This is a genomic window from Arthrobacter sp. Bi26, from assembly GCF_918697925.1.
Classification (GTDB): Bacteria; Actinomycetota; Actinomycetes; order Actinomycetales; family Micrococcaceae; genus Arthrobacter.
In genome coordinates this window covers 60294-75773 of record NZ_CAKKMF010000005.1, presented here as the reverse complement: position 1 = coordinate 75773, position 15480 = coordinate 60294, and the positions used below count along the sequence as shown (strand labels likewise).

The 15480-nt window shown below is 64.0% G+C and carries 14 protein-coding genes and 1 pseudogene; 6 read left to right on the top strand and 9 right to left on the bottom strand.

All coding sequences use genetic code 11. The features are described 5' to 3' along the window. Positions 1–137 precede the first annotated feature (137 nt). The gene (locus LQV16_RS02265; protein ID WP_229992316.1) at positions 138–788 is read left to right on the top strand and encodes an AbgT family transporter; all 651 of its coding nucleotides are present in this window, start codon (positions 138–140) and stop codon (positions 786–788) included. 573 nt (positions 789–1361) lie between these two features. Continuing rightward, positions 1362–1748, top strand: coding sequence for a VOC family protein (locus LQV16_RS02260; RefSeq protein WP_229992315.1), 387 nt, complete (start codon positions 1362–1364; stop codon positions 1746–1748). A gap of 877 nt (positions 1749–2625) precedes the next feature. Here LQV16_RS02260 and LQV16_RS02255 read toward each other — a convergent pair. From LQV16_RS02255 to LQV16_RS02220, 8 genes are all read right to left on the bottom strand, one after another. After that, positions 2626–3984 carry an MFS transporter gene (locus LQV16_RS02255; RefSeq protein WP_229992314.1) on the bottom strand — a complete coding sequence of 453 codons (1359 nt, stop codon included), beginning with the start codon at positions 3982–3984 and terminating at the stop codon, positions 2626–2628. Positions 3985–4000: 16 nt separating this feature from the next. Beyond that, positions 4001–5134: a zinc-binding dehydrogenase gene (locus LQV16_RS02250; RefSeq protein ID WP_229992313.1), complete on the bottom strand. Its 1134-nt coding sequence runs from the start codon at positions 5132–5134 to the stop codon at positions 4001–4003. A 71-nt stretch (positions 5135–5205) separates the two neighbouring features. Continuing rightward, the gene (locus LQV16_RS02245; RefSeq protein WP_229992312.1) at positions 5206–6585 is read right to left on the bottom strand and encodes an MFS transporter; all 1380 of its coding nucleotides are present in this window, start codon (positions 6583–6585) and stop codon (positions 5206–5208) included. Between the two features lie 173 nt (positions 6586–6758). Further along, positions 6759–7637 (bottom strand): alpha/beta hydrolase, encoded by an 879-nt coding sequence (locus tag LQV16_RS02240; protein WP_229992311.1) that lies wholly within the window; start codon positions 7635–7637, stop codon positions 6759–6761. 3 nt (positions 7638–7640) lie between these two features. Then, a complete protein-coding gene (locus LQV16_RS02235) occupies positions 7641–8015 on the bottom strand; it encodes a hypothetical protein (protein WP_229992310.1) in 375 nt (124 codons plus the stop codon). Continuing rightward, a complete protein-coding gene (locus tag LQV16_RS02230) occupies positions 8008–8913 on the bottom strand; it encodes an NAD(P)-dependent oxidoreductase (protein WP_229992309.1) in 906 nt (301 codons plus the stop codon). Before LQV16_RS02230 ends, LQV16_RS02235 begins: the two co-directional genes overlap by 8 nt. Then, on the bottom strand, positions 8910–9308 hold the full coding sequence (gene pcaC, locus LQV16_RS02225; protein ID WP_229992308.1) for a 4-carboxymuconolactone decarboxylase: 399 nt from the start codon (positions 9306–9308) through the stop codon (positions 8910–8912). The genes LQV16_RS02230 and pcaC overlap by 4 nt, the downstream gene beginning before the upstream one ends. Next, positions 9305–10729, bottom strand: a complete 1425-nt coding sequence (locus tag LQV16_RS02220; RefSeq protein WP_229992307.1) for an NAD-dependent succinate-semialdehyde dehydrogenase — start codon at positions 10727–10729, stop codon at positions 9305–9307. The genes pcaC and LQV16_RS02220 overlap by 4 nt, the downstream gene beginning before the upstream one ends. A 236-nt stretch (positions 10730–10965) precedes the next feature. On the opposite strand from LQV16_RS02220, the gene LQV16_RS02215 reads away from it, so the two are divergent. Beyond that, positions 10966–11859: a LysR family transcriptional regulator gene (locus LQV16_RS02215; RefSeq protein WP_229992306.1), complete on the top strand. Its 894-nt coding sequence runs from the start codon at positions 10966–10968 to the stop codon at positions 11857–11859. Between the two features lie 105 nt (positions 11860–11964). On the opposite strand, the pseudogene LQV16_RS02210 reads toward LQV16_RS02215, so the two are convergent. After that, a pseudogene (locus tag LQV16_RS02210) lies at positions 11965–12054 on the bottom strand (PDDEXK nuclease domain-containing protein); the annotation flags it as partial. Between the two features lie 595 nt (positions 12055–12649). On the opposite strand from LQV16_RS02210, the gene LQV16_RS02205 reads away from it, so the two are divergent. From LQV16_RS02205 to LQV16_RS02195, 3 genes are read left to right on the top strand one after another with little or no spacing between them, the layout of a single operon-like run. Beyond that, on the top strand, positions 12650–13387 hold the full coding sequence (locus LQV16_RS02205) for a DUF5058 family protein (RefSeq protein ID WP_229992305.1): 738 nt from the start codon (positions 12650–12652) through the stop codon (positions 13385–13387). 23 nt (positions 13388–13410) lie between these two features. Beyond that, complete coding sequence (locus LQV16_RS02200) at positions 13411–14172, top strand: hypothetical protein (RefSeq protein ID WP_229992304.1); 762 nt, start codon at positions 13411–13413, stop codon at positions 14170–14172. Between the two features lie 14 nt (positions 14173–14186). Beyond that, on the top strand, positions 14187–15434 hold the full coding sequence (locus LQV16_RS02195) for an amidohydrolase (RefSeq protein ID WP_229992303.1): 1248 nt from the start codon (positions 14187–14189) through the stop codon (positions 15432–15434). Positions 15435–15480 lie beyond the last annotated feature (46 nt).

Below are 15480 nucleotides of genomic sequence, written 5' to 3'. Positions count from 1 at the left end.
GGCCGATCCCGCACAACCGGAACTGGCCGACGTCGTGGTTGTCGGGGCTGCAAACGGGTACAGCACTGAACAGATCAACGCGGCCAGTTTGGCCGTCGACGCCGGCGCCCAGCTCTACACCACCCAAGACCATCGTCATGACAGGCCGGCACAAGGCCGCACTCATCATCTTCGGGCTCGGCATTGCGTTCATGATCTTCGCGATGCTCATGTGGAAGTGGGGCATCCCCCAGCTCACCGGATACTTCGTGTTGATCGCCATCCTGATCGGCATCGCCAGCCGGCTGAGGCCAGGGCAGATCGCTGACGGCTTCGTGGACGGTGCACGCCAACTGCTGTTCGCCGCACTTCTGGTCGGGTTCGCCCGGACTGCCCAGATCGTGCTTGAGCAGGGGCAGGTCATCGATTCCGTGATCAACGGCCTCGTCCAGCCACTTGCCGCACTGCCGGCAGTGCTGGTTCCGGGCCTGATGGTGGTGGTCCAGAGCCTGATCAACCTGGTCATCCCCAGCTCGTCGGCAATGGCCGTTGTCACCATGCCCATCATGACCCCGCTGGCGGATCTGCTCGAGATGCAGCGGCAGACCGCCGTGCTGGCCTACCAGTACGGTGACGGCATTACGAACCTTATCCTGCCCAGCTACGCAGTACTTATCGGTGCCCTGGGCCTGGCCCGGGTTCCGTTCAACAAGTGGTTCCGGTTCATTTGGCCGCTGACCCTGATCCTGCTCGCCACCGTATTCGCCTTGGCCATAGTCGCTCAGCTCATCGGTGTTGGTCCGTTCTAACCCGTTGAAAAGCACGTAACCCCTGAAAAGGACTACGCGGCGCCCCTGAAAAGAGGCGCCGCGCAGAGCTGCTTTGGTCGCCGATACTTGCGCCCCATTGGATCGACAATTCGATAGAACTGCGCCGGTGACAACAACTGTCCCGGTGAAGCTGGCCCACAACGCACCAACCACTGCCGGTCCGGGGAAAACCATGACACTGAACCCAGCGACCGCCCGCAGGCATGATGATTGGCACCTGCTGATCAACGCCCGGCCGACCCGAGGAACTCGACGTTCACCCAAGAACCCGGAAGCGGTAGAGCCAATTGCGGCGCCGTTGTCCCACACCCCCGCTCAAGCACCGAAGGGCGCACACGGTCACCGCGGCCCAGTTTTCGACGGTCCCCATCATCGCAGGGTGGGGCCAGTTTTAACCGCCCCTTCCGTGGCCAGAAATACTTGACACAGTCATTGTGTCCTGATCGCTGTTGCTGGCCCAATGAAGGTTCCAAGGACGTAGCGCGCGCTCTTGAAATCTGAAGGGGGCTGGACGTCAGATGGTGTCAGACAACCACACCCAAGGAGGCCACCATGACGGTCACTTTCAACCACACCATCGTCTACGCAACGGACAAGCGCCGTTCGGCGAAGTTCCTGGCCAACGTGCTCGGGCTGCCGGAACCCCAACCTATGTGGTCTTTCATGACCGTGCCCCTTGACCATGGAGTGGCCCTCGATTTCGCCACGGCGAACCGGCCCATCTCCCCGCAGCACTACGCCTTCCTGGTCAGCGAGGAAGACTTCGACGGAATCTTCGCAAGGATCCAGGCCGAGGGCATCCCCTACTGGGCAGACCCGGGACGGTCCCGCCCACAGCAGATCAACCACAACGACGGCGGACGCGGCGTCTACTTCGCGGATCCTGACGGACATTTCCTCGAGGCGATCACGCGCCCGTATGGATCGGGTGCTGCATGATTCCCAGTTGCCGGGTTTGATGTAGTTGGCGCGAGGCCAGGGTCCTGGATGAGCGGGACAAAGGCCGGGGAAATTTTCGACGTCGGATAAGTCGGCTACTTCTTAGCCTGCTTCGTACGCCGCGGTTTACCCTCTTCGTTGGCAATGGGGTTCACCGTGGGAACGGGTTTTTTCGCGAAGACCTTCGCGCACTTGGCCTCAGTCTCCTTGTCCCCCACCAAGGCGTCGCCCTGGAGCACTAGACCTTGCGGACCTTTTCCGTTGTGAACAACACCTGAGTCCCCGGGGGCACTCCCTCACCGGGCGAGCCCCGGCCCGGCCATGACGCGCTAGAAAAGGGACGTAGAAACCCGCCGGAAAGTCATGTCACACAGACTTCCAGGGTGCATGAACTCGTGTCAGCAGAATAGGCAACGAGAGCATCACCGATGAGCAACGGCATCACGTGGACACGGGTGTGGACGGTAATGATGGACCCCACATCCGCGGCAAACGTCTCGGACGGAGTGGGCGCGACCTTGCCCCTCACAAGGCTCATCCCACATGGCGCCATCATGAACCCAGCGTTCGCGTGCAAATGACAGCTACGCGTCGGCCCGCGACAAGGTTCAGACCTGCATACGCCGGTCCCTCAGGGCAGAAAGCCGGGACCCCTGTTGAGTAAGGAGTCCCGGCTTCCTCAAGCGTGGCCATCTGACCAGACTGCGTCAGCGCAATCTAGGATTGCCGGACAATCGGACCTTCTGATGGTCGGAATGACTGTCCCGCGGTGAGCAGATCCACGTACTCCCGTGCGAACTCCGAGTATGCTTCGCGTGCCTTCCTGATGATGGTTGCGGCGCCGGTTGCAAGTGTGGTCAGTATGCTCAATGGCTTCTCATTTCACTCCGCTGTGCGCCGCGGTGCGCCGCGGAGTTGGTTTGCCGATGGTATCGAGGTCAAGGTCCTTGGATTCCTTGGCTGCAGCGACTGCCGTCACGGCGATGAGGGTGGTCACGACGATGATCGCGACCAGCGGCCAGGTGCCGCCGGACCAGAGGACAAGGGCGCTGGCGATCACCGGAGTGAACCCGGCCAGAAGGATGGCTGCGGTCTGGTAGCCGACCGAGATACCGGTGTACCGGACTTCCGTGGGGAACAGTTCGCAGTAGAAGGCCGGCAGCACGGAGTAGACCGCTGCGTGGCCCAGGGTGAGGAAGATCGCGACGCCGGCGATGATCGCGAACGGGTTTCCGGTCTGGATCATGGCGAAGATCGGCCAGGCGCTGACGATGATGACGGCTGCGCCGAAGAAGAAGGTGTTCTTGCGGCCGATGCGGTCAGAGATGGCGCCGAAGACCGGAATCATGGCGATGTTCAGTGCCGATCCGATCATGACGGCCACCAGGCCGTAGGATGCCGGGAGCTTCAACGTTGTGGCCACATAGGAGAGCAGGAAGACGGTGAAGAGGTAGTAGTTCCCGGCTTCCGCGAAGCGCGAGAACAGGGCAATGACCAGAGCCCTGCGGTGCTCCTTGAAAACCACCGGGATCGGCGCCTTTTGCTTTTCCTGTTTCCGCTCGGCCTCGGCTTTGGCGGCGAGGAAGGCAGGGCTTTCACTGGCGTTTAGCCTAATGTAAAGCCCGACGGCGGCTAGCAGCACGCTGAGGAGGAAGGGCAGACGCCAGCCCCAGACGATGAACTGGTCCCCCGAGATGGCTTGGGCAATGGCGACAGCCCCGGTGCCAAGGAGCAAGCCGCAGGAGACACCGATTTGCGGCCAGGATCCGAAGAATCCGCGTCGTCCCTTCGGCGCGTTCTCGACGGCGATGATCGCCGCTCCTCCCCATTCGCCGCCGACGGCGAACCCCTGGGTGAGGCGGAGGATGCACAACAGGACCGGAGCCCAGAACCCGACGCTCTGGTATGTGGGCAGCAGGCCGATGGCGGCCGTGGAGATGCTCATGATGAGGAAGGTCAGGATCAGGGTGGACTTGCGGCCGATCCGGTCACCGAGGTGGCCGGAGACGAAGGCGCCGACGGGGCGGGCGAGGAAGCCGACGCCGAAGCTGGCAAGGGCGGCGATTTGGGATACGCCGGGTTCGCTCGAGGGGAAGAACAGGGTGCCGAAGACGAGGGCTGCGGCGGTTCCGTAGACGGTGTATTCGTACCATTCGATGATCGCTCCGACGGTGCCGGAGATCAGGCTCTTGCGGCGGACCTGGTTAGGGGTCAAGGCGCGGTGTGTTGTTGTCATGGTGATATTCCATTCACTATGGCGTGGAGAGCTCGGGGCGGGGCTCAGCTGTGTCGTCCATAAGGATCGCGGCTCGGGTGACTTCGCGGGCCAGGGACTTTTCCAGGGCCTCTTCAACGTCGTCCAGAGTGAACGTCGCGTCGATCATGGCATCGAAGGGGTACTTGTCCCGGTGCTCCGCGAGGAAGGCCAGGGACTTGTAGAGGTAGCGGCCTTCGTAGCGGTCCACGTGCTTGATGGTGAGCGCTTTGCGAGTGACATAGCCGGGGTCGAACGGCACGGTCCGGCCAGGAGAAAGGTTGCCCATGACCAGGTAGCGTCCTCCTCGGCGCATCTGCCGCAGTCCTTCGGCAAAGGCGTTGGGGACGCCCGTCAGTTCAATTGCGACGTCGGGGCCCTGGCCTCCGGTGAGCCGCTGGATGGCGGTGATCCTTTCCTCAAGGTCCGGGATTTCGGCCATGTTGATCGTGTGGTCCGCTCCGAAGCGCTGCGCCTGGGCCAGGCGCGGCTCGGAAGGGTCGATGACGATGACGGTTGCGCCGCGTTCCTTGGCGACCGCGGCCGCGTTCAGCCCCAGCCCTCCGGCGCCTTGGATGAGCAGGGTTTCCCCGTACTGCAGGCCGATCTGGTCAATGCCGAAGGTGACCTGGGAGAGGGCACAGTTGGCGCTGGCGGCCACGGAGTCGGGGATTTCGTCCGGGACTTTGTAGACGTGCTGGCGTGGGTGGATGTAGTAGTGGGTGCCGAAGGCGGCGTGGAAGTGGGGGGCTTCCTCCGGCTGCTTGCCGAAGAACTCGTAGGCGTTGTCGCAGAGGTTCGGCTGCCCGCCCAGGCACCGGGCGCAGCGATCGCAGGTCTGGAAGTAGGTGGCGACGATGCGGTCTCCCGGGTTGAGCGGCTGGCCGGCGTTGTCGGTGGGGCGGCCGTCCCCGATGGCGGCGACGGTTCCGACCATTTCGTGGCCGAGGCCTCCGCTCTTCTTCACGGGGTGCTTGCCGTTCCAGATGTGCAGCTCGGAGCCGCAGACGTTGGCCCGGGTCACTTTCATCAGGATCGCCCCGGGTCCCGGGGCAGGCAGGGGATACTCGGCGTAGTCGAGTTCCCGGGGGCTGGTCATGACGGCCACGCGGCCGTAGGCGGGTTCAGACATCGAGGGTCTCTTTCGTCGAAGGCAGTTGCCGGCGGCTCGTCGGCGCCCCGCAACTGCCTGGTCGAGGGTTGTTAGTGGGCTGACTCGTCGGCCGGGGCTCCCCCGGCGACGGCCGGGATGTGCACGGGGTCGGCGACGTGCTGGTGCTTGCGGGAGAAGAGGACCGCGACGCCGGAGAGGACGCACGGGATCGCTCCGAAGAGGAATGCGGCGGTCGCCCAGTTGCCGCCGCCGGAGAGCAGGGTGGCCGCCAGTGCACTGGAGAGGATCGCGCCGATGGGGCCGACTGCTGCAACAAAGGTTGCGCCGCGGCCGCGGATGCGGGTGTCGTAGCTTTCCCCGACGAAGAAGAGCACGCAGGAGTACGGTCCGATGAGGAAGAACGTTCCGAGGCTGTAAAGCGCGACGACGGTCCAGAAGTCGCTGGGACCGAAGATCATGGCGGTCAAGACGATGCCGCCGGTGATCCAGCCGAAGGCGATGACGTTGCGGCGCCCGAACTTGTCGCCGAAGAACCCGTGCGTGAGGTAGCCGAGGTAGGCGATCACGTTGGACATCAGGAGAATGGCGAGGGAGTTGGTGAAGGACACGTTGTGGACGCTGACCAGGACGGTTGTGCCGAGCACGCTGAAGACCTGGACGGGAAAGTAGTTCAGGATGTGGCCCAGCCCCAGGGCCAGGGTGGTGCGCAGGCTCCGGCCGCGGAAGACGTCCGCGAGGGTGCTGCGGGTTTCGTGCTCTTCGATTCCGAGGGCGGCGGAGAGGTCTTCCGCGTCGGCATGGCGGCCTGTCTTTTGGAGTTTCCGGATTTTCTGGATGGATTCGAACTGCGGTGATTCTCGCAGTTTGCGGGCCAGTGCCGCGACAATCAGGGACGGGATGGCTGCGAAGACGAAGCATCCGGCCCATCCGATCACGGGAAGCAGGACAGCGGTCAGCGCGGCGGCGAGGATGGCGCCGATCGGCCAGCCGCCCTGGACGAGGGAGTAGATGAAGCCTTGGCGCTTCTTGATCCGGGGGTCATCGGACGCGCCGTAGAGCTCGCTGAGGTAGGCGCCGTTCACGCCTTGTTCGGACAAGCCCAAGCCGCTGAGGGACCGGATGGCCACGAGGACGGCGACCGGGACGATTCCGCCGAGTGCGGTCAACGCCGAGGCGATGCCTGCTCCAGCGGTGGTGAAGGCGAGTCCGGCCTTGCGGCCGAATTTGTCGACGACGGGCCCTGCGATGAGGCCCATGCCGACGGCGCCGACGGACATCCAGGTGACCATGGTGGCCTGTTCGGCTTCGTTCAGGCCGAGTTCTCTCCCGAGTTCGGGCAGCAGCGTGCCGAAGAGGATGAAGTCGTAGACCGCGAACGCCCAGGCCAGGAAGCAAAGGATGGTCGCGAATTTGATCTGCCGGTTGGTGACGTGCGCCGGCCGCCAGGCCGTGTTGCTGTTTGTGGACATGATCCACCTCCATTGGTGGGTTCAGGGGGCTGAGGTTGGGGTGTGCAAGCGGTTTTTGGGCGTGACTGCCTGGGGACGTGGCGGCAGCGGTGCCTGTCAGGATGTGATGCGCGCCGGTGATGCGGGCGCCGGGTGCGGCGGGCCGGGGTGTCCGGCCCGCCGGCGGTAGGTCCTTAGCGGGACTTGGCTTCGATCTCGGCGAGGATCGGCAGGAGGAACTTGCGGAATTCGGGGTAGTTCTCGGTGACCGGGAAGTGGCCGAGTTTGGGCATTTCCCAGAACTTGGAGCCCTTGACCAGGTTCGCGACTTCCTTGGTTTCGGCCGGGGAGGTGTTGGGGTCGTATTCGCCCGTGAGCAGGTACAGCATGCACTTGCTCGTGTCGATGGCGGCTGCCTCTTCCGGGGAGACGTTGTGGTCGTAGTAGTAGTAATACAGGTCGCCGGCGAAGACTCCGGGGCCGCCGGACTGGTACTCCCACTGGATCTCGCGGACGTTCTCCTCCGGGGAGTACGGCGAGATGTTCAGGAGCATGGCCGCCCCGATGGAGTTGCGGGAGACGTTGGGGTTGTCGAACTCGCGGCGGATGCCGTCCATGCCGACTTCCACGTACTCGGCCGCGGAGCGCAGGGCCCCTTCCACGGAGATCGTGGCACGGTAGCGGTCGTTGAAGTTGGAGGCCAGATCGATGGCGAGGTGCCCGCCCATGGAGCTGCCCAAATAGACGGGACGGTCCAGCTCGAGGGCTTCGGAGAGGGCGTTGGGGAAGGCCATCATCCGGGATTTGGTCATGTTGTATTCCTGGGTCCACCACTTCTCCCCGTGCGGGGGAAGGGACTTGCCGTGGAAGGGCAGGTCGAAGGCGATGACCCGGTAGCGGGACGTGACCTCGGCGTCGTTGAGCAGGTGCCGGTACTGGCGCCCGTCGGAGCCGGCGGTGTGCCCGACGATCAGCGGGATGCCCTGGCCGGCTTCTTCGTAGTAGACCCGGTATTCGACGTCCTCAACGGTGAGGTATACGTAACCGCCCTTGATGGGTTCAAACTTTGCCATGACTTACGCTCCTTCGACGTTGAGCTGGCGGAAGATTTGCATGAGCCGGTTCAGCGCCGGCAGATAGGCATAGAGCTGGTGGGTGTTGCTGAGCAGTACGCCGTGCTTGGCGGAGGAGCTCTGCAGGGACTGGAAGAACGGGCGCGGGTATTCGGCGGTCATGTCCTTCCACTGCTCATCAGTGCCTTTGATCCAGATCGCGGCGTCCTTGGGGTCGGTGCCGGATGGCTCGACCGTGACAAGCTTGCCGTCGTCGTAGGAGGCCAGCCAGGCCTTGTCGCCGATGGCGACATGGAGTTTGCCGGTGTAGTAGCGCATTTCGCGGTTGAACTCGAAGTCCTTGGTGGCGCTCTGCAGCACCTGTGCGAAGTCATGCATGGATTTGCCTTTCATCGTTGAAAGCCGGAGTGGTGGTGGCGAGGTATTCGTACATCCTCGTGTGGTCCTCGGCGCCGTGGCCGGCATCGAGGGCGGACTGCCAGATGTTTTCGCAGTCGTGGCTGAACGGGGCATCGACGCCCAGGGAATCTGCCAGGGCCGTGGCGATCTTGATGTCTTTGGTCATCAGTCCGATCGGGAAACCGGATCCGAACGTTCCGCTGAGCATGAACTGCCGGACCTTGTTTTCGGAGGTGTTGCTCCGTCCGGAGGACGCGTTCAGGACCTCGGTCATCGTCGCCGGATCGATGCCGAAGCGCTCACCCACGCGGATCGCCTCGACGGTCGCGGCGACCGACGCGGCAGAGACGAGGTTGTTCAGTGCCTTGGCCGCGTGCCCGGTGCCGGCCTTGCCGACGTGTATGACGGATTTGCCCAGGACGTCGAAGATGTCCTTGGCCTGGTCCAGGTCGTGCCAGTTGCCGCCGACCATAATGGCGAGCTGCCCGTTCTGGGCACCGCGGACTCCGCCGGAGACAGGGGCGTCCAGATACCGCATCCCTTGCCGTTCCAGCCGCTGGCCCAGGTTCCGGGAGCGGATAGGTTCGGAGGATGACATGTCGATGAACAGGGTGTTCAGGAACGCGGCCGTGGCGACTCCGCCGTCGGTCAGCACCCCTTCGACGATGTCGGAGTTGGGAAGCATCGTGATGATGACATCGGCTTCCTGCCAGGCGCCCTCGTCGGCGGCGGTCCTGGCGTCCGGGTGTTCGTCCTGAAAGCGCTGGACGGCGCCCTCATCACGGTCGTTGACGATCAGCCGGTGGCCGGCGTCGGCAAGACGTGAGGCCATGGGGAAGCCCATGTTCCCGAGTCCGATGAAGCCGATGGCGCTCATGCCTCGGCCTCCATTTCCTTGAAGACCTCGCGGGCCAGGCGGAAGCTTTCCAGTGCGGCGGGGGCGCCGCAGTAAATGGCGACCTGGAGGAAGACCTCTTTGATTTGTTCCTTGGTCACGCCGTTGCGGATGGCGCCGCGGACGTGGACCTTCAGCTCGTGGGGCCGGTTCAGGGCGCTGATCATGGCCAGGTTGATCAGGCTGCGCTGGGCGCGTTCCAGGCCGGGCCGGTTCCAGACATCGCCCCAGCAGTATTGGGTGACGAGTTCCTGCATGGGCATGGAGAACTCGTCGGCGCTGTCCAGGCTGCGCTGGACGTACGCGTCGCCGAGGACTTCCCGGCGGGTGGCGAGGCCTTTGTCGAACAGTTCCTGGTTGATGGTGGTGGTGCTCATTGGGTTACTCCTTTTGCTGCCTCTTCGGCGGCGTTGAGTGGTGTCTGGTCCCAGACCGCCTGGATGTTGGTGAATTCGTGGACGCCGAGGTAGGACAGCTCCCGTCCAAAGCCGCTCTTCTTCACACCGCCGATGGGGATCCGGGGGTCCGAGACGGAGAGGCCGTTGATGAAGACGCCGCCGGCGTCGATCCTGCGGGCCATGGCCCGGGCTTTGGCGTTGTCGCCGGTCCAGATGGCGGCGCTGAGGCCGAATTCGGAGTTGTTGGCCTTGGCCAGGGCATCCTCGGCGTTCTCGGCGGCGATGACCGTCGCGACCGGGCCGAAGATCTCTTCCTTGAAGGCGGTCATGGACTCGGTAACACCGGCAAGGACGGTGGGGGCGTAGAACGAACCGGGACCGGGCAGCCGATGGCCGCCGGTAAGGAGCTCGGCCCCCTCCGCGACGGAGCGTTTGACCTGGTCATCGACATCACGCAGGGCATCCTCCTTGGCCATCGGGCCAACGAAGGTTTCCGGATCTGCGGGGTCCCCGACCTTGAAGCTTGCAACGCGGCGGGCCAGTTTCGCGGTGAACTCGGCGTAGACGGCGCGTTCGACAATGATCCGCTTCGCCGAGATGCACACCTGTCCGGCATTCACCATGCGCCCGGTCGCCGCAGCGTCCACCGCCTTGTCCAGGTCGGCGTCGGCAAGGACGATGAACGGGTCCGATCCCCCGAGTTCCAGGATGACCTTCTTCAGGGCCCGCCCGGCCTCCGCGGCCACGCTCTGCCCGGCCGCGGTGCCGCCGGTAACGGCCACGCCAGTGATTGCCGGGGTATGGATGATGGCCGGCACGTGATGGCGGTCGCAGTTCACGACGGCAAAGGTGCCTTTCGGAAGACCCGCTTCCTCCCACAGTGCCTCCAGGGCCAGTCCGCAGCCCACAACGTTCGAGGCGGGCTTGAGGAGGTAGCCGTTGCCGCCCAGAATGATCGGCGCGGCGCCCCGGAAGACCTGCCAGACAGGGAAGTTCCACGGCATGATCGCCAACACTGTGCCGGTGGGCAGGTAGGAGACGTAGGCTTCCGGACCGATCGTCGTCGCGGTGTCCTCGAGCATGGCCGGGCCGTTCTCGGCGTACCAGTCGAGCATGTTCGCGCACTTGATGACTTCGGCCTGGGCCTGGGTGACCGGCTTGCCCATCTCGGCGGTAATCACGCCGGCAAGCTTCGCGGTGTCGCGGCGCAGCACTTCCGCCAGCCGGCGGAAGACCTCCGCGCGCCGTGCCGGAGACGTGTCCCGCCAGCTGGCGAAACCCTCCGCGGCGGACCGGACGACGTCCGAGACGGCCTGCTCATCCAGATACGGGTAGGTCGCGACGTCTTCGCCGGTGGCCGGGTTCGTCGACTTCGCGACGGCAACTTCGATAGTGCCCATGATGTGTTCCTTCAAGTTCGTGTGATGGGGCTAACAACGACTCTAGAAGCACGGGACACTTTGATAAATATGAAGTTTCCGAAGTTTCACTTCTCGGAAAGAGAACGATTAGCCGGTGTTTAGCTTGCCCACTCCCCTGTCGCCCTGCATCGGTTGAAAAGGAACCGGAGGGCTGTCATTCTTCTGTAAGCGTGATGTTTTGGTTACATCACTTCGCTTTTGGAGAACAGAGGACCATGGAGATCTCGCAGCTGGAAATCTTTATCGCCGTCGCGGAGACGGGCAGCATCACCAAGGCGGCCACCAAGTTGCTTCGTGCTCCCTCGAACGTGTCGACCCGTATTCAGCAGCTGGAGCGGGAATTGGGCGTTAAGCTCCTCGTGCGCGACAAGCGGCAAAGCTCCCTCTCGGCCGATGGCGAGCTCTTCCTGGACCATGCGCAAAGGATCATTGACCTGGTCAATGATGCCAAGGCGTTCTCCACCCAGGGCACACCGCGCGGCCGCTTCCGGCTGGGAGCCCTGGAGAGCACCGCAGCGGTGCGCATCCCGCCCATCCTCGCCGCCTTCCACCTCCACTACCCTGCCGTGGAACTGGAACTGGACGCCAATTCCTCCGGCCACCTCTTTGACCGGCTGCTCAACGGCCAACTCACGGCGGCCTTTTCCGACGGCAAGCCGGCTGTACCTGCCCTGACGGGAATCAAGGCCTTCAGCGAGAACCTGCGCATCATTACACCCCAGTCCGTGACCGAGATCAACGATGATTTCAGGGCTTCCCATCCGACAGCCTTTGTTTTTGGCCGTGTCTGTTCCTACCGGCAGCGGTTCGAGGACTGGCTCGAATCAGAAGGTATCGTGCCCGGGCGGATCGTTGAAATCTCGTCTTACTACAGCATGCTCGCCTGCGTCGCGGCGGGCGCCGGCATCAGCATGATCCCCGAAGCCCTCCTCGAAACGCTGCCGGGGGCAACCAGGGTCCAGGCACACGAGATGCCCGGCAAGCTCGGCAAGGCCGAGACATGGCTCATGTGGCGCCGGGACTGCCGCTCGGCCAATCTCAAGGCCTTCATCGCCGAACTCAAGGATCACCTTAGCCCTGCCGACACGGACATCACCGTGGCCGCGTAGAGGACCGGCACACCTGGTCTGCGCCGGGCAGACGGCCCCCGCTGTGTTGCGAGCAACAGCGCGGGCCGGCTTTGTGCTCAGGCAGACGTCCCGGGCCCGGGCAAGGAGCACGTCATCGACGAGGGCGACGTAGAAGTTGAGCTTGCCGGCGTATTCGGGCTGGAACTTACCGGTCTTGAGCTCAACGACGACGTAGCCCGTTGACCGCACTAACGGCCCATCCGGCGGTTGATGCCCGGCACGACTCCCCGCCAGAACCGGGCCAGTTTATGCAGACACTGTCTGCACAAACGCCCCGCTCAAGTGTTATCCCTGGATTTGCCGCTGCTGGGCATCCAAGTCTTGACGAGGTAAACGAGACATGTCCTGGGGAAAGACGCTGTTCCATGCGGATTCAAGTCATTTCTGAAGTGCCTGCTGGAGCGCAGGAGAACTGGGAGCGGACCGCCAAGGATTTCCCCTGAATTCGTGGTGCCCTCCCAGCCCGCGGCGGCGATCGGCTGCCTGACTTTCGTTCGTCGCGGTATTCGCCGTGGCCTCGTTCCGGTTCTTCGGCATTTCCCGCGGGGCTGAGCCTAGCTCCCATGAGGCGCCGTCCTGGGCGCTGCCCCCGCTACCGCCGAATTTACGTCGCTGCTTCACTCTGGTGATCTGCCTGAAACATAGAAACTGTGTACTTATGGACGTTCGGTGCTGTAAAAATGAAATAAAACGGCACCAGCTGTTCACGTAGCTCAATCTATAGACACTCGCACAAGGAGTGTTCCCTTAGTTTCCAGAGGAGAAAAACGTGGTTGTCGCCGCTGTCGATCCCGGTTCCACAGATATCACCGCTTTGATCCACCACCCTGTCCTGTGGGCCTCCGCGGTGGGCGTTTTCGCCGTCGTCATCCTCCAGTCGGCCATATACTTCAAGGCCATCAGGAAGGCGGCTCCAGCAGCGGAGCTGACGCCGGCACAGGTCACCAGTTCGGTCCGCTCCGGCGCGGTCGCCGCCGTCGGTCCATCCCTTGCCGTGGCGCTCATCGCCATCTCGCTGCTCCCGCTGTTCGGAACGCCCGCAGTGCTGACGCGGATCGGCCTGGTTGGATCGGCGGCCTTCGACGTCGCGGCAGCCGGCATTTCAGCGGGCACGCAGGGCGCGCAACTGGGAGGCCCCACGTACACGCAGAAGATCTTTGCGATCGCCTTCGCTGCCATGACCATCGGCGGCCTCGCCTGGATGCTGACCGCGCTGATCCTGACCCCCATTCTGAGCAAAGGCGACGCCAAGCTCCGCAGGGTGAACCCTGCAGTGATGGCCATCGTGCCGACGGCGGCGCTGCTGGGTGCCTTCTTCACCCTTGCTTTCCAGGAGGTGCTCAAGTCGCCCGTCCACCTTGTCACGATGCTCGCCTCCGCGGCGGCGATGGGCGCCTGCCTGCTGCTGGCGCACAAGCTCCGGCTTCCGTGGCTGCGCGAATGGGGGCTGGGAGTGTCCATCATCGTGGCCCTCACCGGCGCGTTTCTCATGACCGCAGCAGCCTGAAACAACCGACAGGAGCCCTTCTGATGTCCACCTCGACTTCCACAGACACAACTGCACAGTTTTCGGCGTTCGACCGCACCACAAACATCTGGGGCCCCATCACGCTGGGGCTCGGACTGCTGTTTTCCCTCGCTGCCGCGCTGTACGCCGCCTTCGGCACCGGGATGGGAGTGACGCCGCTGGAACTGGTCACCGCCGTCGGTGCCGTTCTGGCCACCTTCGGCATCATCGCCGTGATCGAGCCGGTGTCCTACTTCCCCATCCTGGGGCGTTCGGCCATGTACCAGGCGTTCCTGATCGGCAACATCGCCAATAAACTGCTGCCGGCGGCCATCGTGGCCCAAGCCAACCTCGGGGAAAAACCGGGCACCCGCCGCGCCGAACTCATCGCCGGCAGCGCCATCATCGGGGCGGTGCTGGTCCACATCACCACCCTCATCCTCTTCGTCGGCGTATTGGGAACCTGGCTCGTGGGAATGCTCCCCGCGCCGCTGATCGCCACTGCCCGCAGCTACATCCTGCCCGCGATTTTCGGGGCCGTGGTGCTGCAGAGCGTCATGGCCATGAAAAGCCGCCGCACCACCATCGCGGCGGTCATCGTTGCCGCCGTCATCGTCTTCGCTGTTGTGCCACTGGCACCGGGACTGACGTACTTTGCCACGGCGCTTGCCGTCATCATCACCATCGCCGCCTCCTGGTTTGCGCGGTCCGAGGATCCGCAGGTCCCGGCGGCTGAGTCGACCGAAACCAGCCAGGCCACCCGCATTTCCGAACCCACCCACTGATAGGGAAGCCAGCAATGACCATCATCACAGGCGTACGCCTGACCCCTGCCGTCGAAGTTCCTGAGTCGTTCATAGAGGACTATGTCGGCGTCTACAAGCACCTGCATGCTCACCCTGAGCTCTCCGCCCAGGAATTCCAGACCGCCGAATACGTCGAGCGCCACCTCGCCGGGCTGGGCATTGAATCCTTCCGCTGCGGCGTGACCGGGGTTGTGGGCATCCTGCGGAACGGTGACGGCCCGGTCATCGGCTTCCGCGCCGACACCGATGGCCTGCCCATCGCAGAACAAACCGGCCTGGACTACTCCAGCCACGCCAACGGCCAGTTGCCGGACGGAAGCATTGCTCCCGTGATGCACGGCTGCGGCCATGACACCCACATCGCGTCCGCCCTGGCCTTGGCTGCGCTGCTCAAAGAACGCAGCCGCCTCTGGGGCGGAACGCTGGTACTCATCTTCCAGCCCGGCGAAGAGACCGCCTACGGCGCCAAGGCCATGATCGACGACGGCCTGTGGGACCGCGCTCCCAAACCGGAAGTGGTGCTTGCCCAGCACGTCATGCCCATCAGCGAGGGAAAGCTGCTTATCCGGGGCGGCCACATGGCGAGCCTCGCCGATTCGTGGAAGATCACCGTGCACGGCCAGCAGGCCCACGGCTCCCAACCGGAAAGGTCCATCGACCCGATCGTCGCCGCCTCCGCGATGGTGCTGCGCCTGCAGACCATCGTCTCCCGCGAACTGGCGCCCTCGACACCCGCCGTTGTCACCGTGGGGACATTCCACGCCGGCCTGAAGGAAAACATCATCCCGGAATCCGCCGAGTTCTCCCTCAACGTCCGGACACCGGATGAGGACACCCGGGCAATGGTCCTCGCTGCGATCCGGCGGATCATTTCGGCCGAAGCGGCTGCCTCGGCAGCGCCCGAGCCCACCATCACCGAGCTCAACAGCTTTCCGCGCTGCTACAACGATCCTGCTTCGGCGGACCGGGTGATCGAGGCGTTCACGGCGGACTTCGGAGCCGACGCGCTGATCGATGCGCCGCTGGGCATGGGGTCGGAGGATGCAGGGTGGCTCAGCGACGCCATCGGTGTTCCGGGCGTTTTCTGGGCCTTTGGCGCTTTCGACCCGGAGCTTTTCGACGACGGCGACGCACCGGCCGGCAACCACTCACCGTTCTTCGCACCGGACGCCCGTGCCGCCGTCGTTGGCGGAACAAGTGCCGCGCTCTCCGGGGTGCTAGCCTATCTGGGCCGGAACTGAAATGCGCGGGGCGGCGGCGAGCCCGCCGCCCCGTTCCCCTTCCGTG